This window comes from Streptomyces sp. NPDC014864, from assembly GCF_043081525.1.
Classification (GTDB): domain Bacteria; phylum Actinomycetota; class Actinomycetes; order Streptomycetales; family Streptomycetaceae; genus Streptomyces.
Genome location: NZ_JBIBWT010000004.1, coordinates 87,133 through 104,939 on the forward strand (window position 1 = coordinate 87,133; position 17,807 = coordinate 104,939).

Sequence of the window (17,807 nt, forward strand, 5' to 3'; positions counted from 1 at the left end):
GAGGACGTCCGTGCGCCGGAGGGTGGGCCGCACGACCCGCCGTACGACCCGACGGCATTTCCTCAAAACCCTTTCCGTGGGCGACATTTCCCCTCATAATGGCCACTCGGCCGAGGCGTCGCGGTGGAGCCACTCCACCGCCGCCGGAGCCCGGGGGGTGAACGGTGATGGCCTGGGGGCGGCGTCGGCTGCCGGACGGTTCGGAGGACGCGTTACCGAAGGACTGGAGCCGGTACCGCGCCGGAAGGGATGTGGAGGGCCTCCGCCGGAGCATCGGGCTGCTGGCTGAGGAGACGGGGGACCGGACCGCGGTCTCCACGTCCGCGTTCATCCTGGCATGTCTGGACCGGGCAGCCCGTGCCGACGGCTCCGCGGATGCCGGGACGGCGGCCCTGACGGTCCTGCGCGCGGCGGTCGAACGCGGCGAGCCCGCCGTCGAGCGGTGGGCCGTGGCTTGGCTGGAGGCGCTGGGAGAGCCCTACCCGCGGCTGCGGTGGACCACCGTCGCTCCTGAGGAGCGGCTGATCACGAGCCTCGTGGCGGACGCGCCCGTGACCGCGCTGAGCGCCTGGGACGCCACGGTCACGGACGAGCCGGGGTTCGTCGTCGGCACGCGACAGGGGGGCCTGGCTCGCTGGGAGGGCGGAGCCCTGCGCGCGGTGGAGCACCTCCCTTGGACGGTGCACGCGGTCGCCGGCTCCGCCCGGGAGATCCTCGCCGGCGGGCCGGACGGCAGATGGGTCCTGATGGGGCCGCGCGAGCACCGCGGACGGCTCAGCGAGAGGCCGAGCGCCCCGGTGACCGCCGTCGCGCTGCGCCCCGACGGATGGATCGCCCTGGGCACCGAGACGGGATCGGTCCTGGCCGGACCCGCGCCGGCCGCGCTGCGGCCCATGGAGAACGAGCGAGGCGGGCGGGTCCTCCTCCTCGCGTGGCGGCCGGACGGCGGGCTCGACGTCGTCCGGGCGGACGGCAGGGTCGACGTCTGGAGCCCGGATCCGGACACCGCGGCGCACACACCCGCTCCCCGCCCGGAGGGGCGGGACCGTGGAGGGCCGACGGAGGTTCCAGGCGCGCGGCCCTCCGTCATGGTGGGCCCCGTCGACGCCGCCGCGGGCCGGGCCGGGCGGCTGGCGCTCGCCCGACCGGACGGAAGGCTCCTGACCTTCGGTACCGGGACGGAGGGGCCGCATGACATACGGCACCCGCACGTCCGTGCCCTTGCCTGGTCCGCCGGGAACACGCTGGCCGTCTGCGGGACGGACGGACGCCTGGAGGTGCGCACGCCCGGACGCGACGACTCGGCCCAGGTCCTGCCCGTGCACGCCTCCGCGGTCGCCTTCCTGGAGGAGGAGCGGCTGGTCTGCGCCGAGCGCGGGGAGATCACCCTGTGGAGCACGACCCGGTCGGGACTGGAGGAAGGACGCAGAGCCGAGGACCGGGTCACCTGCGTGGCCACGGACTCCCACGCCCCGCACCGAGTGGTCGCGGGCACCGCGGGAGGCGGTCTCAGGGCCTACGACCGGGGAGTCCTGCGTGCGGCGGAGCGGGTCGGTTTCGGCCAGGTCGACCAACTGCTCGCGGAGCCCGGCAGCGGGGGCGAGGTCTGGCTGGTGGCGTCCGACACCGGGTTGTACCGGTGGCGGCTGGACGAGCCGGTCGAGGAACTCGCGCCCGGCGCGTGCACCGCCCTCGGAGCGGTCCCCGGCGGTGAAGCGGTCTACGCACTCGGCAGCGGGATCCATCTCGCCCGGCAGGAGGAGCCGTTATGGCGTCACCCCGCTCCCGTGACGAGCCTCGTGGTCGGTCCGCTGGGGGCGATCGCGAGCCTGGACTACTCCGGCGACCTCGTCATCGGCACGCCCGGCCGCTCCCACCGGAGGCATGCCGGGCTGCTTCCTGGACACCGTGTCCTCGGGTGGGCCGACCGTGACTCCTTGGTCTGCCTCAGCGGCGCCGACCACCGGGGCGCGCACGCGCTCGTCCGCGTCACGAAGGACGGGCGGGTCACCGAGGTCGTGGGCGAACTGCCGCCGGAGACGGCCGCGGCCGTCGGGGAGGACGGCACCCTAGTGACCGCCCACCCGGTCCGCGGCCTGCGGGTGCACGAGCCGAACGGCACGCTCAGGTCCGTCTGCCCGGTCCCCGGCGGGGGCGGCGGGGCCGTCGGGATCTCCCAGGGCAGAGTGGTGCTGGGCGCCGGGACCGAGCTCGAGGTGCACGATCTGATGCCGGCCGCCGATGACGACGCGTGGGGCGAGGTCATCGTGCGGGTCAGGAGGGAGGACCGCCGCTGCCGGCTCGCATGGGACTCTCCCCGGCCCAGGACGGTCGACCTCGGGCCTGAGCCGTGCGGACCCGAAACCGACGGCACGGGGCTCGACCGGCTGTGGCACGACGCCGACAGCAGGGATGTGCAGAGCCTCTCCGAGGCCGCCCACCGCGCCCAGCTCCTCGGGGAGCGGGTGTGGGCCGCCGGAATCGCGGCCGCGGTGGACCGGGCCCGAGGCCCGGATCCGGACCGGCCGGTGCGCCTGCGCTGGGACATTCCGGACGTCGCCCCGCTGCACGGAGTCCCCTGGGAGCTGCTCCACGACAGGGGCACCGGCCTGCTCTGCTTCCAGGAACCGCCGGTCACCACGGTGCGCACGGTCGTGGGGCGCCCCGCCGGACGAGGGGCGGCCACGTCCGCCGAGGGCACCGGTCGCCGGCTGACGTACCTGCTCGGGCCTGAGCCCGCCCTGGACGAGATCCCCAAGGAGATGGCCCGCCTCGCTCGACGACTGGCTCCCCGGGGCGTGCGGGTGGAGAGGGCCCCGCGCTTCGGCGAGGCCTCCCGGCCGCTGCGGCACTGCGACGTCCTGCACGTCTGGGCCCACTGCGGTGACAGCGGCATCGGCCTCGCCGGGGGCGGTCCGACAGACCTCGGACGTTTCGTCGAGTGGGCCTGCGCCTCCGGTCCGCCGCGCCTGGTCGTCCTCGTCGGTTGCGAGTCCACGCGTGCGGCCCGGCTGCTGATCGAGGCGGGTACCGACGCGGTCGTCGCCATGCGCCGCACCGTGATGACCGGGGCCGTGTCGGTGCTCGTGGAGGACTTCACCGTTGCCCACGCCTCCGGACTCGCCGTCGACCAGGCCTTCGCCCGGGCGCTCCGCGCCTACATCCGGACCGGGCACCCCGGGGCCGCCGCGGTCCCGGTCATCTATCTGAGGGAGGGGAGCATCCCGTGAACGACGACACTCTTTTCGTCGAGTCCTTCGACTCGGTGCGGACCGGGGAGAGCACCGCGACGGAGGCTCATCTGGTCCAGCCTCAGCTGGAAGCGCTCGCCTCTCTGCTGATCGGCCGCCGGCTGGCGGTTCCCAACACGTATGCCTTCGACTCCGCGAGCTTCCTGGAATTCGCCGACGTGGTCCTGCGGTCGTGGCAGGAGCACGCGCCCCGGCTGCCGGCGGAGTCCCGCCCCGGGCTCGACCCGTTCGAGCTGCGCGTGTGGGCGCCCGGCGTCGCCGAGAGCGACGTCAGTCTCCTGAGCGCGGCCGCGGCTCAGCTGCGCCGGTCCTCGGGGGAGAAAAGATTCGTGCTGTCCGCGTGGCCGGAGATCGACGAGCAGCCCGCCGAACGGGAGGAGATGGCGCGCGTCCTCGACGTCCTGCGCCGTGACGACCGGCTGCCGCCGCTTCCCGCCTTCCTGCGGGACGGGACGGCCGCGCGCCGCTTCGACATCTTCTGCTCGCTGCACCGCGCGGCGAGCGGGGCGAAGCCGTGCGTCGTACACCCGAGGGGCCACACGCTCGACGGGTACCTGACGGGGTTCGCGGCACTGGGGGACGACGCGCTGCACACCCTGGCCAGGGCCGCGGGGGCATCCGGGGAGCTGGCACACGCCGTCCGCCACGCGGTACGGGAGCAGGCCGGTGACGGTCCGGACGGGCCGCACGAATCCATCAGGAACCGCAGCTGGGTGCACGACCCCGACAACTACGCCGGCGGTCCGATCGACCTGCGGGTCCAGGAGTTCGTCGACACCTTGTACAACGCGGTGCTCGCGGCCTCCGTGGAGGCCCTCGACGCCTACCTCAGCTCGCCGCCGCGCCTGGGATGGGAGACCGATCTCCAGCAGAGCAACGAGCTGGCGCTCGCCTACCTCCGCTCCCGGCAGGGTAGGAAACCGCAGCAGCGAGGTGCGCTGCACGGTCGGCTCAGTCGTGTCCGCGACGCGGTCCGGCTGCCCGGCCAGGAACAGGTCGGCCGGAGCATGAGCAGCATCCTGAACGCCTACTTCGAGCACCGGACCACCGACGAGTCGCTCCAGGTTCCCTGGATCCAGTCCTGCGAGCGCCTCCGGTTCCTGACGGGGATTCGAGCCGAGCCATGGGTGCCGGAACAGCTCGACGACGCGTGGGGGCGCCACCTGCAGCTGCTGCGCAGCATGCTGACCGGGGCGATGCCCGACGACGACCCGGCTGCCATGGCGATCGAGGCCGTCCTGGACGGCTCCAGCCAGGTCTACCGGCTGGACCAGTGGCCCACCGCTCTGCCGCCCCGGGGCGACGGGCCGCAGGCTCCGCCGGGTGCCGAAGCGGCGACGGAGCCCCTGGCGACGGGACATCTCCATCCCACCCGAGCGACCGAAAGGTGACCTGCATGCGACCCGACGACATCACGCGCGCGACCGAGCCGGTCTTCGCCCACAACCCGTGGCTGCAGGTGTACCTGGACGACGTCGTCGTGGGGGGACTGCCCTCGCAACGGCTACGGCTCGTCGAGTCCGGGGGTGTGCCCGGCGTCGTGATCCTGCCCCTGCGCGGAGCCCACGTCGGGATGGTGCGGCAGTACCGGGTGGTGCTGGGCGAAGATGTGTGGGAACTTCCGCGGGGGTTCGGCGAGGCGGCCGACCCCGTGCAGGACGCGTCCAGGGAACTCGCCGAGGAAACGGGGCTGGCGGCCGCGTCCTGGGTCTCGCTGGGCACGGTGCTGCCCAACAGTGGCCTGTCCGCCGGCGCCGTCCGCCTGTTCCTGGCCCGTGTGGGGCAGACGCGGGACCTCGACGCCATGGACGACGAGGTGGACACCTTCGCGTGGTGGCCGGTGTCCCGCCTGCGCGCCGCCATCGAGGCGGACGAGATCCGCGACGGGTTCACCCTCGCCGCGTTCCTCCGGGCCGACCTGCGCGGCCTGCTGCCGAAGGACTGACCGACAGGAGACCGGGGTCGTGACCGATCCGGAGTCGCTGCTGCGGGGCGACCGAGCACCTGAGCCGTCGCTGTTGCCGTGGCTGACCGCACGGGCAGGCCGGGATTCACTGCGTACGGCGTCGGACGCCGCGGTCTCGCTCAGCGGACTCGGCACGTCGCAGTGGCCGGGTCTCGCCGATGCCGTCGCGCAGGAAGCGGCCCGCCTGGTGGGCGGGGACGCGTCCTCGCTCCTCGCTCTGGTCAACGTACTGCCCCCGCTCCTGCGGCACCTCGCCACGCCATCCGTCGCCCTCCTGCGGGAGCGGGCCGACGCCCTCGACCCGGCGGTGGCCCTGCTCGCGAGGACGCTCGGCGCGGACGGGGAAACGCTCTCCGTCCGTGATCTCGAGACGCCTCCCGAGTGGGCGGCAGCCACCGTCGCGGTCAAGAGCGGACTGCTCCTCGACGACGCCCTGGAGGTCGTCGAGGCCTGGCAGGAGCTGCCCCGAGTGCGGTCCGGGAGCCGGACGGCGCTGGCGTTCCTGCTCCCCCTCCTCGTGTCCGGGGGAGTCGTCCGCCGCCGTGACGCCGGTCCGGTGCGGCATCTCGCGGCGCTCCAGGACGCCGCCCTGGTAGCCGTGGCGGACTCCCTGCGGGAGGGCCCCCAGTGGCGGGCGGCCGCGCTGATCACGCACGTCGTGCCCGCTCTGCCGACTCAGCAGCGGCGGCGGGTGGACCAGCGCATCCGGGACGCCTGGGGTGACGACGCCTGGGCCGAACACCTGCTCAGCGACGTCGTCTGGCACACCGCAGGCCGGGAGGGCCCGGCCGAGGAGCTGTTCGCCTCCCATCCCCTCGGCCGTGATCTCGAACGGGCCATGTCGGAGGGGCACTTGGACGGACGCTGGTGCCAGGAGGCCCTGCAGCGTACGGCCGACGCGGTGTCTTCCGGCGGCACCGCCGATCTCCGGCTGAGGAGAGCAGGGACCGTCGCGTTACGGATCCGGGAACTCGGCATCCAGGATCACGGCGCCTCGCCGGAGCCACCCGCGATGCCCCCGGGGCCGGAGCGCTTCCTCAACGCCCGCATGGTGCGACCCGGTTCCAGGGAACCCCTGCCCACGGACCGGTCCCTGGGCAGAGGCATGACCTACGAGTTGCGTCTGGACATCGGTCCCCTGGATCCCCTGATGCCGCGGAGCGACGGCCTCGTCCCCTTCCCGGAGGACGGACTGCCGCCCTCCGCGAACGGGCACTGGCTCGACGTCCGTACCGTCGGGTTCGGCTTCACCGTGGCCCCCGCCTCCGAGCATGCCCGCCTCTTCCTGCCGGTGATCGGGCCCTCGTGGTGCTGCCCCTGCCCTCCCGACGGGCAGCACCACTGCGACGCCGGCAGACGCGAGCGGTTCCTCCACCTCACAGTCACCGCACCGCCGGTGACGGGCCCCGCCCGGCTCGGGGTCCAGATCCTGTACCGGGGTAACGTCCTGCAGTGCCTGCAGGCCGACTTCTACGTCCGGGACTCCGAGGAGCCGGGGCACCAGCAGAGCATGAGCCTGCCGCTGGTGCTGGCCGGCGATCTGCGGTCGCTCGAGGCGCTCTCGCCGCGGGACGTCTCCGTCGTGCAGATGCCGGCGCCCGACGACGCGTGGCACCTGATCGTGAATCAAGCCGGGACCACGACCGGACAGATCACCGTCAGACCGTCGCTCGCGCGCGGAGACCTGGTCGAGGAATGCCGTGACGTCCTGACCGGTGTCCACCAGCGCAGAGGGCCGCTGGGAGGCAGACGCAACCGGCTCGGACCCGACAACGGACTGAGCCCGAAGGAGTTCCGCAAGGACCTGGCACGACTGGCCACGGTGGGGCGGCATCTGTGGAACGGGCTCTTCGACCGGGCGACGGACCGCCGGGTCGTGGCCAGGGCACTTCGCGCACCGCGCAGGATCCAGGCCCCCGGAGCCGCGGCCCTCCCCTACATCCCCTGGTCCCTCGTCTACGACCTGCCGTACACCGGCACCAAGCAGGGCGCCACCTACTGCCGCGTGGTCGACGAACTGCCCGCCCTGCCGTCGAACGCACGGCAGGAGGGGTGCCCCTACGAGACGGACCATCCGGAACCCGGATCGGCCGAGCCGGAGAGCTTCCTGTGCCCCTTCGGCTTCTGGGGGATGCGGCACAGCATCGACGCGCCGCCCCACCGTGAGGATGCCGGGCGGTTCGTCACCGAGACCGCCGCGGACACCGGCAGCCCGCTCATGGTCGCCGCGATCGAGCTGCCCGAACCCCGGCGGAGCGGCCACCGAGATGTTCTCGAGGAGACCGTCGGGCCGATCGGCTGGGCGGACACCGGCAAGGATCTCATCAGGCACCTGCACGTCAGCACCCCCGCGCTGCTCTATCTCTGCTGTCACTGCGGCCGCGATCCCGGTCTCGAACGGGTGCACAGCCCCTGCTTGATGCTCCCGACACCGCCCGAACCCGGCATCACGCCCGACCAGGTGCGCGAGCTGGCCGACGTCGGAGACCTGCCCGAGCGCTGGAGACGGACCAGGCCGCTCGTGTTCATCAACGGCTGCGGCACGGCGGCGGTCCAGCAGCCCGAGATGTGGCTGGACTTCGTCGGGGCGTTCGCCTCGCTCGACGCGGCGGGTGTGGTGGGCACCGAGACAGAGGTCGAGGCGGGCCTGGCCGTGGAGGTGGCGGAGCACTTCTGGTCCGTGCTGCTGGCCGGCGGAACCGTCGGCGACGCACTCCGCTCCGTACGGATCCGCCTGCTGCGCAAGAACAACCTGCTGGGACTGACCTACACCGCCCACTGCTTCGGGGACCTGCGCCTGCGCACACCGCGAGCTGACCCAAGGGGAACGTGATGACCGTCGACGACGTCGGTGCCGCCTGCTTCGGCTTGGTGATCGGCTGGGTCACCTACCGGTCGCTCCGGCACCGGAAGGACAGGCCCGTGCTGAGGGACATCTCGGTCGTGATCGGCGCGGTCGGCGGTGGAGCGGTGGTGGCGCTCTTCCAGGCCACCCTGTTCGCCTGGTACGCGATCGGACTGGCCCTCGGCTTCTTCCTGTACCTGGTGGTGGCTGCCGCCGTGCTGAAGGACGGGGCCACCTGGATGGCGCCGTCCACGCCGCTGCGCGTCGCGGTCGACGCTCTCGGCCCGGCGGTCGGGGCCGTGGGATGCGGTGCCGTCGCCGCCCTCTTGGGCATGGCCCTGTTCACGTGGTACGCGATCGCCCTGGCTGTGGTCCTGGCCGGCCTGGTCCTGGGCCTGGGGCTGAGGCGCGCCGGCGCCCGGCCGCGCCGGACGGGCGGCGGCTGAGGCGGGTTCCGGCCCCGGGCCTGCCGGAGGCCCGGTCCGGGCCTCCGCTGGTGCTGCGAGCGGAAAGGCTCACCGGCTCGCGACGCCCGGTGCGGCACCTCGCCGCGTCGTCGCCTCAGCCGATCGCATCCTCCGCGACGCCGGCAAGATCCGAAAGAGAGGGCCTAGCTAGAACTAGTCCTCCTCCCGCTCCTTCTCCGCCAGGTGGATCACGCACACCGCCACCGCGATCACCAGCGCCGGGTCCATGTCCTCCCGTACGACGTCGACCCCGTACGTCTCCACGACGGTGAGCCACCGCCGCGAGATCACCGCCAGCAGTTCGCCGTCGTACTCCACGGCGAACTCGCGGTCGAGGATCTTGCCGCTGACGTCGAGTTCGGTGCCGTCCACCAGGGACACCCGGTAGTGGTTGCGCAGCAGCGACAGCCGCTTGCGGCGGATCTTCGCCAGGGCCTCCCCGCCCCGCTCGATCACCATGGTGTCCCGCAGGGCGAACATCTTCTGGTGGATGTCGATCAGGATCCGGCCCTGGGTGTCCTTCAGCTCGAAGGTGTCCCGCAGCCGCATGGCCTTGCCGTCGACGAGGAAGACCTTGCGGCCCTGCTCGTCCTCGATCCAGTAGTCGTCACCGATGCCGAGGATCCGGTCGCGCACGAGGAATCTCATGCCCTCACCGCTTCCCCGGCGGCCGCTCCGGAACGCCGCCGGTAGGCCGACGGGCTGAGCCCAGGGGGAACGTCGTGCTCACACGTCCCTGGGGAATCGCGCCCGGAGCCGTGTGGTTGGCTTGAGGCATGGCAAAGCGCGCACGTGTCCGCGCCCCCGAGCTGACCGGCAGGGGCGGCTGGCTGAACACCGGTGACAGGCAGTACACCCTCGCCGACCTGCGGGGTCGCATCGTCGTCCTGGATTTCTGGACCTTTTGTTGCGTCAACTGCCTGCACGTCCTGGACGAGCTGCGGGAGCTGGAGGAGAAGCACCGGGACACGGTGGTGATCATCGGGGTGCACTCGCCGAAGTTCGTGCACGAGGCGGAGCACCGGGCGGTGGCCGACGCGGTGGAGCGGTACGGGGTGGAGCACCCGGTGCTCGACGACCCGGAGCTGGCCACCTGGAAGCAGTACGCGGTACGGGCCTGGCCGACGCTGGTGGTGATCGACCCGGAGGGATACGTCGTCGCGCAGCACGCCGGCGAGGGGCACGCGCACGCCATCGAGCGGCTGGTGGAGGAGCTGGAGGCCGAGCACACGGCGAAGGGCACCCTGCGGCGCGGCGACGGGCCGTACGTGGCGCCGGAGCCGGAGCCGACCACCCTGCGCTTCCCGGGGCGGGCGCTGCTGCTGCCGAGTGGGAACTTCCTGGTCAGTGACACGACCCGGCATCAGCTGGTGGAGCTGGAGGCCGACGGGGAGACGGTCGTCCGGCGGATCGGCCAGGGCGGCCGGGGGCTGACCGACGGCGCCCCGGACCGGGCCCGGTTCCAGGAACCCCAGGGGCTCGCCCTGCTGCCGGACGGCACCGTCGTGGTCGCGGACACGGTGAACCACGCCCTGCGGCGCTTCGACCCGGAGACGGGACGGACCACGACCCTGGCGGGCACCGGGTACCAGTGGATGCAGGGCGAGGCCACGTCCGGCCCCGGCGGTGAGGTGAAGCTGTCGTCCCCCTGGGACGTGGCCTGGTGGCAGGGCAGGGTGTGGATCGCCATGGCGGGGGTGCACCAGCTGTGGGCGTACGACCCGGCCGAGGGGACGGTCGGGGTCACCGCGGGCACCACCAACGAGGGGCTCGTCGACGGGCCGGGTGCCGAGGCGTGGTTCGCGCAGCCGTCCGGCCTCGCGGCCACGCCCGAACGGCTGTGGCTCGCCGACTCGGAGACCTCCGCGCTTCGCTGGGTGGATCCCGACGGCTCCGTGCACACGGCCGTCGGTACCGGTCTGTTCGACTTCGGACACCGGGACGGTGCGGCCGAACAGGCGCTGTTGCAGCACCCGTTGGGCGTCACGGCCCTGCCGGACGGCTCGGTCGCCGTGTCCGACACCTACAACCACGCCCTGCGCCGCTACGACCCGGCGACCGGTGAAGTGACCACGCTGGCCACCGATCTGCGCGAGCCCAGTGGCGCGGTGCTCGTCGGTGAGGACATCGTGGTCGTGGAGTCGGCCCGGCACCGGCTGACCCGGCTGCGGCTGCCGGAGGAGGCGGTGCGCGTGGAGTCGGTCGCCCACCGGACCCAGCGGGCGGCGACCGAGGTGGCCCCGGGCCCGCTCCGGCTGGACGTGATCTTCGAGGCTCCGGCGGGCCAGAAACTGGACACGCGGTACGGCCCGTCGACGCGGCTGCTGGTCTCCTCCACGCCGCCCGAGCTGCTGCTGGAGGGCGAGGGCGCGGGGACGGACCTCTCACGCGCCCTGGAGCTGAACCCCGCGGTGGCGGAGGGCGTGCTGCACGTCTCCGCGATGGCCGCATCGTGCGACGACGACCCGGTGAACCAGTATCCGGCCTGTCATGTGCACCAGCAGGACTGGGGCGTTCCGGTCCGCCTCACCTCGGGCGGGGCGGACCGGCTGCCGCTCGTGCTGGCGGGGCTGGACGCCTGATCGGGCGTCCGCTCACACACCGTAGCCGTCGGTGTAGCCGTCGCGGGCGTGGTGGTGCCGCTCCTCCTCGACCACGGCCGTCGTGGGAGGCACCATGACGCGGCGGCGCCGCGCGATGCTGCTGAACGTCACCACGCCGATCAGGCCGACGATCATCAGGATGATGCCGACGAGGTCGAGGTTGACGCCCTGCATGTGCCAGTCGGTCGCGAAGGTGAGAATGGCTCCCACCGCGATGAGGACTATGCATCCGCCGAGGCCCATGAGTGTTGCCTCCTGTCCGGTGTCAGGTCCGGTGGTTCCGGCCTGTTCCGGTCCCTTCCGGTCACCGTCGGGTACCCGGACATCCGGCGACCATGCTGAAGCGATTCCTCATGGGCCGCCGCCGGTCAGCCCTCCAGGAACGCCGCCAGCGCGTTGGCCAAGAGGAACGGGTCGTCGGCCGCGCACAGTTCGCGGGCGCTGTGCATGGACAGGATCGCCACGCCGATGTCGACGGTCTGGATGCCGTGCCGGGCCGCGGTGATCGGGCCGATGGTCGTGCCGCACGGCATGGAGTTGTGGGAGACGAAGGACTGGAAGGGCACGCCGGCCTTCTCGCAGGCCGCCGCCCAGACCGCCCGGCCCGAACCGTCCGTGGCGTAGCGGTTGTTGACGTTGACCTTGAGGATGGGGCCGCCGCCCGCGCGCGGGTGGTGCGTGGGGTCGTGCCGCTCGGCGTAGTTGGGGTGGACGGCGTGGCCGGTGTCGGAGGACAGGCACACGGTGCCCGCGAAGGCACGCGCCCGGTCCTCGTACGACCCGCCGCGCGCGAACACCGAGCGCTCCAGCACGTTGCCGAGCAGCGGGCCGTCGGCGCCGGTGTCGGACTGGGAGCCGTTCTCCTCGTGGTCGAAGGCGGCGAGCACCGGGATGCAGGGCAGCTCGGCCCCGGCCACCGAGGCGAGCGCGGCCGTGGCGGCGTGCACCGACAGCAGGTTGTCCATGCGCGGGCCCGCGACCAGTTCGCGGTTCCGGCCGAGGTAGGCCGGCGGCTCCACGGAGTGCACCATCAGGTCCCAGCCGGCCGCCTCGCCCGCCGGGACGCCGGCCTCCTCCTCCAGGAAGGAGACGAGCTCGCCCTCGCCGACGTCGTCGCCCAGCCCCCACACCGGCTGCAGGTGCCGCTGCTTGTCGAGCTTGAGGCCCTCGGAGGACACCGAGCGGTCGAGATGGATGGCCAGTTGCGGGACGCGCAGCAGTGGCCGGTCGACGTTCACCAGGCGGGTGGAGCCGTCGCGCAGGGTCAGCCGGCCGGCCAGGCCGAGGTCGCGGTCGAGCCAGGAGTTAAGCAGCGGGCCGCCGTAGATCTCCACCGCGACCTGGCGCCAGCCGTGCGCGCCGAGGTCGGGCTGCGGCTTCACTCGCAGGTTGGGGGAGTCCGTGTGCGCGCCGACGATGCGGAAGGGGGTGTGCGGCGCGGCCCCCTCGGGGACGTACCAGGCCACGATCGCCCCGCCGCGCAGCACGTACTTGCCGCCGGACGTGCCGTCCCAGACGTCCGTCTCGGCGACCCGGCGGAAGCCGGCCTTCTCCAGCCGCTCGGCGGCGTTCGCCACGGCGTGGTACGGCGACGGGCCGGCCGCCAGGAAGGACATGAGGTCGTCGGTGTGGCCGCGGTCGAAGCGCTGGCTTGTACTCATGGGTTCACCTTAACGACGGACGAGGGCCCGTTCCCTGTGATCGGGAACGGGCCCTCGTGGGGGCCGTGTGGAGTTTCCGGAAAGCCCGGCGTGCGGGCCGCCGGCCCCAGCGGAAGGACCGGCGGCCCTCCCCCGCGGGCGGACTAGAAGGCGGTCTCGTCCAGCTCCATGAGGTCGAGGTCGACGTTCTCCGAGACCTTGCGGGCCAGGGTGACGCCCGGCAGGACGTTGGCCGCGAAGAACTTCGCCGCCGCGATCTTGCCCTGGTAGAACGCCTTGTCCTTGGCGGAGGCGGTCTCCAGCTTCTCGGCGGCGATCGCCGCGCCCTTGAGCAGCAGGTGGCCGACGATCACGTCACCGGAGGCCAGCAGCAGGCGAGTGCTGTTCAGGCCCACCTTGTAGATGTTCTTGACGTCCTGCTCGGTGGCCGCGAGGTCGGTCAGCATCAGGCCGACGATGGCCTCCAGCTCGACGGCCGCCTTGGCGAGGTGCTCGCGGGCGCCGGCGAGCTCCTCGCCGCCGGTGCCGAGCGCCAGGAACTTCTTGATGTCCTCGGCGAGCGAGTTCAGCGCGGCACCCTGGTTGCGGACGATCTTCCGGAAGAAGAAGTCCTGGCCCTGGATGGCGGTGGTGCCCTCGTACAGGGTGTCGATCTTGGCGTCGCGGATGTACTGCTCGATCGGGTACTCCTGCAGGAAGCCGGAGCCGCCGAAGGTCTGCAGCGACTGGGCGAGCTGCTCGTAGCCCTTCTCGGAGCCGTAGCCCTTGACGATGGGCAGGAGCAGGTCGTTCAGCGCGTGCTCGGTGGAGGCGTCCTCGCCGTTGGCCTCCTTGACCGCGATCGTGTCCTGGACGGCGGCGGTGTGGAGGACGAGCGCGCGCATGCCCTCCGCGTACGCCTTCTGCGTCATCAGCGAGCGGCGGACGTCGGGGTGGTGCGTGATGGTGACCTTGGGCGCGGTCTTGTCCATGAAGTTCGCCAGGTCCGGGCCCTGGACGCGCTCCTTGGCGTACTCCAGCGCGTTCAGGTAGCCGGTGGAGAGCGTGGAGATCGCCTTCGTGCCGACCATCATGCGGGCGAACTCGATGATGCGGAACATCTGCCGGATGCCGTCGTGCTTGTCGCCGATCAGCCAGCCCTTGGCGGGGTGGCGGTCGCCGAAGGTCATCTCGCAGGTGTTGGAGGCCTTGAGGCCCATCTTGTGCTCGACGTTGGTGGCGTACACGCCGTTGCGCTCGCCCAGCTCGCCGGTCTCCCAGTCGAAGAGGTACTTCGGGACGAGGAAGAGGGACAGGCCCTTGGTGCCGGGGCCGGCGCCCTCGGGGCGGGCGAGGACGTAGTGGAGGATGTTCTCCTCCATGTCGTGCTCACCGGAGGTGATGAAGCGCTTCACGCCCTCGATGTGCCAGGAACCGTCCTCCTGCTTGACCGCCTTGGTGCGCCCGGCGCCCACGTCGGAGCCCGCGTCGGGCTCGGTGAGGACCATGGTGGAGCCCCAGGTCTTCTCGACCGCGATCTGCGCGAGCTTCCGCTGCTCCTCGGTCCCCTCCTCGAAGAGGATGCGGGCGAACGCCGGGCCGGAGGAGTACATCCACACGGCCGGGTTGGCGCCGAGGACCAGCTCCGCGTAGGCCCAGATCAGCGACGGGGGAGCGGTGGTGCCGCCGATCTCCTCCGGCAGGCCCAGGCGCCAGTACTCGGAGTCCATGAAGGCCTTGTAGCTCTTCTTGAAGCTGGCGGGCACCGGGGCGGTGTTGGTCTCGGGGTCGAAGACCGGCGGGTTGCGGTCGGCGTCCGCGAACGACTCGGCCAGCTCGTTCTCCGCGAGGCGGGTCAGCTCCTCGAGGATGCTCCTGGCCGTGTCGGTGTCCATCTCCTCGAACGGGCCGGTGCCGTAGAGCTTGTCCCGCCCGAGAACTTCGAAGAGGTTGAACTCGATGTCGCGGAGATTCGACTTGTAGTGCCCCATGGCTACGGCTCCCGTGTGAGGACTCGGGCGAGGCACTGACTCCTCGCGACTGGTTCACGTACCAACAAGTAACCCCGATGATGCTACCCGTCGGTAATAAGAAGCAACCCCGATCGGTCATCTGTGACGAGGCTCTACTCGGGGCCGGGCCGTTGACTACTCTTGCCGGCATGTACGGCTACGAGCAGAGCGCGGGCGCTCAGCAGGGTTACGTCCCGCCGCAGCAGCAGATGCCCGGCGGCGTCGGCGGATACGGCCAGCAGCCGCCCCTGTACCCGGAGCCGTCTCCGCCGTCGCTCGCCGACGCGGTGCGGGCCTTCACCACGGGCCAGATGGCCGCCGAGGACTTCCAGCAGATCTTCGCCACGTCGAAGGTGTACTGCCCGCGGGGTGACACACCCGGCTTCCTGGCCCTGCACAACACCCAGCAGCCCGTGATCCCGATGTTCACCTCGCTGAAGGAGCTGCGCCGGTACGCCGGCAAGGAGTCCAAGTACTTCGTGATCACCGGCTCCGAGGTGATCGACCTGCTCCCCACCGGCTACGGCTTCGTCCTCGACATGGAGGGCGAGCACCGGATCGTCTTCGACGCGAAGGCCGTGGAACAGATGGTCGACTTCGCGATGCGCCGGATGTATGGCTAGACGCCCTTGCCGCGCAGACGGCTAGACGCTCTTGCCGCGCAGACGGTTGGACGTCATCGCTTCGCGGGCGGCCGGCCCGCCCTTGCTGCGCAGGCACCGAGCCCGGAGGGAATGCCCTCCGGGCTCTCTCTGTTGGGAGTGGCGGAAAGTTCAACGCTCAACTAAAGTGTCCGCACAAGGAGGTACCGACCATGCCTGCAGTGACCGTCGAGAACCCGCTGACGCTCCCGCGCGTGAGCGCGCCGGCCGACGCCGTGGCACGTCCCGTGCTCACCGTCACGACCGCGCCCAGCGGTTTCGAGGGCGAGGGCTTCCCGGTGCGCCGGGCGTTCGCCGGGATCAACTACCGCCATCTCGACCCGTTCATCATGATGGACCAGATGGGCGAGGTGGAGTACGCGCCGGGCGAGCCCAAGGGCACCCCGTGGCACCCCCACCGCGGCTTCGAGACCGTCACCTACATCATCGACGGCGTCTTCGACCACCAGGACTCCAACGGCGGTGGCGGCACCATCACCAACGGCGACACCCAGTGGATGACCGCCGGTTCGGGCCTGCTGCACATCGAGGCCCCGCCGGAGTCGCTGGTGGTGTCCGGCGGTCTCTTCCACGGCCTGCAGCTTTGGGTGAACCTCCCGGCCAAGGACAAGATGATGGCCCCGCGCTACCAGGACATCCGCGGCGGCAGCGTCCAGCTGCTCACCTCCCCCGACGGCGGCGCGCTGCTGCGCGTCATCGCGGGTGAGCTGGACGGCCACCAGGGGCCGGGCATCACGCACACGCCGATCACCATGGTCCACGCCACGCTGGCGCCGGGCGCGGAGATCACCCTGCCCTGGCGCGAGGACTTCAACGGACTCGCCTACGTGCTGGCGGGCCGCGGCGCGGTGGGCGCCGAGCGCCGACCGGTCGGCCTCGGCCAGACCGCCGTCTTCGGCGCCGGCTCCGCACTGACCGTCCGCGCGGACGAGAAGCAGGACGCGCACACCCCGGACCTGGAGGTCGTCCTCCTGGGCGGACGGCCGATCCGGGAGCCGATGGCCCACTACGGCCCGTTCGTCATGAACACCCGCGACGAGCTCATGCAGGCCTTCGAGGACTTCCAGAAGGGCCGGCTGGGCACGATCCCGGCCGTGCACGGGATGTCGGAGAGCGGTCCGCGGGCCTGACGCTCCGGCACCCTCCTCCGGTGGGCGCCCAAGCCCGCGGGCCCCGACCGCTCGTCACCGTCGTCGCCTCCGTCACCGCAACCCTCTCCGCGACTGTCGCCGTCACCGCAGCGCCTCCCTCACCTCCGCCGTCGCCGTCACCCGGGCGGGCCGTCCGCGCAGGACAGCCCGTCCGGGGCGTGTTCGGCTGGGGACGTGCTGCTGCTCCCCGAGCCCGTCCGGCGTCTCGGCGCCTGGTGTGCCGTCGTCCTGCTGGTGTCCGGGGTGGTCTGGGTCGGCGTCCGGCTGTGCGTGGAGTTCCGCACCGCCGTGACACCGGTGCTGCTGGCCCTGCTCGGCACCGCCCTGCTGCAGCCCCTCTTCCGGCGGCTGGTGGCGGCCGGGGTCAACCGGTCGCTCGCCGCCGGACTCACCTGCGTCGCCGTGGTGGCCGTGGTCGGAGGGGCGGTGTACATCGTGGTGGCGGCGCTGGTGGACAGCGGGGAGCAGATCGTCTCCTCCCTGAAGTCCGCGGCCCGGTCACTCGCCGAGCACTTCGGGGCGGCGGGGACCTCCCTGGACGACCTGGCCTCGAACGCCCGGGACCTGCTGAGCAAGTTCGGCGGGACGGCCGCCTCCAACGTCATCAGCGGGGTCAGCGTGGTCGGCGAGAGCCTCGCCATGGCCGTACTGGCGCTGCTGCTCGTGTTCTTCTTCCTGCGGGACTCCCACCGGGCCGCCGAAGCCCTGCGCTCCCTCGCCCCGCACGGCACCTCCGACACGGTGGAGGCCATGGCCCGCCGGGCGTTCCGGGGCGTCGAGGGGTTCATGCGGGGCACGACCCTCATCGCCTTCATCGACGCCGTCTGCATCACCGTCGGCCTGCTCGTCCTGCGGGTGCCCGGCTCGGTCGGGCTCGGCGCGCTCGTCTTCGTCGGCGCCTACATCCCCTACCTGGGCGCCTTCCTCTCCGGCGCGGTGGCCGTGCTGGTCGCGCTCGCCGACCGCGGGTTCGTCGTCGCGCTGTGGGCGCTCGGGGTCGTACTCGCCGTGCAGGTGCTGGAGGGCCATGTGCTCCAGCCGGTGATCCAGAGCCGGACCGTGCAGATGCACCCGGCGGTGGTGATGCTGGCGATCACCGCGGGCGCGTCGGTCGCCGGCATCGTCGGCATGCTGCTGGCCGTGCCCGTCACGGCGGCCGCGTTCGGCGTGGCCCACGAGCTCCGCGACCGGTACGCGTCCCAGACGTAGC

13 protein-coding genes are annotated in these 17,807 nt (G+C 72.1%); 9 read left to right on the top strand and 4 right to left on the bottom strand.

The features are described 5' to 3' along the window. Positions 1-167: 167 nt before the first annotated feature. From ACF1A5_RS09040 to ACF1A5_RS09060, 5 genes are read left to right on the top strand one after another with little or no spacing between them, the layout of a single operon-like run. A complete protein-coding gene (locus tag ACF1A5_RS09040) occupies positions 168-3,230 on the top strand; it encodes a CHAT domain-containing protein (protein ID WP_392192178.1) in 3,063 nt (1,020 codons plus the stop codon). After that, the gene (locus ACF1A5_RS09045) at positions 3,227-4,642 is read left to right on the top strand and encodes a hypothetical protein (protein ID WP_392192179.1); all 1,416 of its coding nucleotides are present in this window, start codon (positions 3,227-3,229) and stop codon (positions 4,640-4,642) included. The genes ACF1A5_RS09040 and ACF1A5_RS09045 overlap by 4 nt, the downstream gene beginning before the upstream one ends. A gap of 5 nt (positions 4,643-4,647) precedes the next feature. Beyond that, complete coding sequence (locus ACF1A5_RS09050) at positions 4,648-5,196, top strand: NUDIX hydrolase (RefSeq protein WP_392192180.1); 549 nt, start codon at positions 4,648-4,650, stop codon at positions 5,194-5,196. Positions 5,197-5,215: 19 nt separating this feature from the next. Further along, complete coding sequence (locus tag ACF1A5_RS09055; protein WP_392192181.1) at positions 5,216-8,050, top strand: CHAT domain-containing protein; 2,835 nt, start codon at positions 5,216-5,218, stop codon at positions 8,048-8,050. After that, positions 8,050-8,508, top strand: a complete 459-nt coding sequence (locus ACF1A5_RS09060) for a hypothetical protein (protein ID WP_392192182.1) — start codon at positions 8,050-8,052, stop codon at positions 8,506-8,508. Before ACF1A5_RS09055 ends, ACF1A5_RS09060 begins: the two co-directional genes overlap by 1 nt. Before the next feature lie 174 nt (positions 8,509-8,682). Here ACF1A5_RS09060 and ACF1A5_RS09065 read toward each other — a convergent pair whose 3' ends face one another. Next, positions 8,683-9,177, bottom strand: a complete 495-nt coding sequence (locus tag ACF1A5_RS09065) for an LURP-one-related/scramblase family protein (RefSeq protein WP_392192183.1) — start codon at positions 9,175-9,177, stop codon at positions 8,683-8,685. A gap of 128 nt (positions 9,178-9,305) precedes the next feature. Between ACF1A5_RS09065 and ACF1A5_RS09070 the strand changes: the two genes are divergently transcribed. Beyond that, the gene (locus ACF1A5_RS09070) at positions 9,306-11,111 is read left to right on the top strand and encodes an NHL domain-containing thioredoxin family protein (RefSeq protein ID WP_392192184.1); all 1,806 of its coding nucleotides are present in this window, start codon (positions 9,306-9,308) and stop codon (positions 11,109-11,111) included. Between the two features lie 12 nt (positions 11,112-11,123). Here the strand turns inward: ACF1A5_RS09070 and ACF1A5_RS09075 are convergent, their stop codons facing one another. From ACF1A5_RS09075 to ACF1A5_RS09085, 3 genes are all read right to left on the bottom strand, one after another. Continuing rightward, the gene (locus ACF1A5_RS09075) at positions 11,124-11,375 is read right to left on the bottom strand and encodes a DUF6458 family protein (RefSeq protein WP_392192185.1); all 252 of its coding nucleotides are present in this window, start codon (positions 11,373-11,375) and stop codon (positions 11,124-11,126) included. Positions 11,376-11,500: 125 nt separating this feature from the next. Then, positions 11,501-12,793 (bottom strand): M18 family aminopeptidase, encoded by a 1,293-nt coding sequence (locus ACF1A5_RS09080; protein ID WP_392192186.1) that lies wholly within the window; start codon positions 12,791-12,793, stop codon positions 11,501-11,503. Positions 12,794-12,936: 143 nt separating this feature from the next. Next, positions 12,937-14,763 (bottom strand): acyl-CoA dehydrogenase, encoded by a 1,827-nt coding sequence (locus ACF1A5_RS09085; protein WP_392192187.1) that lies wholly within the window; start codon positions 14,761-14,763, stop codon positions 12,937-12,939. 170 nt (positions 14,764-14,933) lie between these two features. On the opposite strand from ACF1A5_RS09085, the gene ACF1A5_RS09090 reads away from it, so the two are divergent. From ACF1A5_RS09090 to ACF1A5_RS09100, 3 genes are all read left to right on the top strand, one after another. After that, entirely contained in the window at positions 14,934-15,407 is a 474-nt protein-coding gene (locus tag ACF1A5_RS09090) for an SseB family protein (RefSeq protein ID WP_392192188.1), read from the top strand. Positions 15,408-15,598: 191 nt separating this feature from the next. Next, the gene (locus tag ACF1A5_RS09095; protein ID WP_392192189.1) at positions 15,599-16,576 is read left to right on the top strand and encodes a pirin family protein; all 978 of its coding nucleotides are present in this window, start codon (positions 15,599-15,601) and stop codon (positions 16,574-16,576) included. A 195-nt stretch (positions 16,577-16,771) separates the two neighbouring features. Beyond that, the gene (locus ACF1A5_RS09100) at positions 16,772-17,806 is read left to right on the top strand and encodes an AI-2E family transporter (protein WP_392192190.1); all 1,035 of its coding nucleotides are present in this window, start codon (positions 16,772-16,774) and stop codon (positions 17,804-17,806) included. Position 17,807: the final 1 nt, after the last annotated feature.

Bases quoted from the DNA above. Each gene is read 5' to 3' on its own strand.
- ACF1A5_RS09040 (WP_392192178.1), top strand. From the start codon at position 168: ATGGCCTGGGGGCGGCGTCGGCTGCCGGACGGTTCGGAGGACGCGTTA.
- ACF1A5_RS09050 (WP_392192180.1), top strand. From the start codon at position 4,648: ATGCGACCCGACGACATCACGCGCGCGACCGAGCCGGTCTTCGCCCAC.
- ACF1A5_RS09060 (WP_392192182.1), top strand. From the start codon at position 8,050: ATGACCGTCGACGACGTCGGTGCCGCCTGCTTCGGCTTGGTGATCGGC.
- ACF1A5_RS09065 (WP_392192183.1), bottom strand. From the start codon at position 9,177: ATGAGATTCCTCGTGCGCGACCGGATCCTCGGCATCGGTGACGACTAC.
- ACF1A5_RS09070 (WP_392192184.1), top strand. From the start codon at position 9,306: ATGGCAAAGCGCGCACGTGTCCGCGCCCCCGAGCTGACCGGCAGGGGC.
- ACF1A5_RS09075 (WP_392192185.1), bottom strand. From the start codon at position 11,375: ATGGGCCTCGGCGGATGCATAGTCCTCATCGCGGTGGGAGCCATTCTC.
- ACF1A5_RS09080 (WP_392192186.1), bottom strand. From the start codon at position 12,793: ATGAGTACAAGCCAGCGCTTCGACCGCGGCCACACCGACGACCTCATG.
- ACF1A5_RS09085 (WP_392192187.1), bottom strand. From the start codon at position 14,763: ATGGGGCACTACAAGTCGAATCTCCGCGACATCGAGTTCAACCTCTTC.
- ACF1A5_RS09090 (WP_392192188.1), top strand. From the start codon at position 14,934: ATGTACGGCTACGAGCAGAGCGCGGGCGCTCAGCAGGGTTACGTCCCG.
- ACF1A5_RS09095 (WP_392192189.1), top strand. From the start codon at position 15,599: ATGCCTGCAGTGACCGTCGAGAACCCGCTGACGCTCCCGCGCGTGAGC.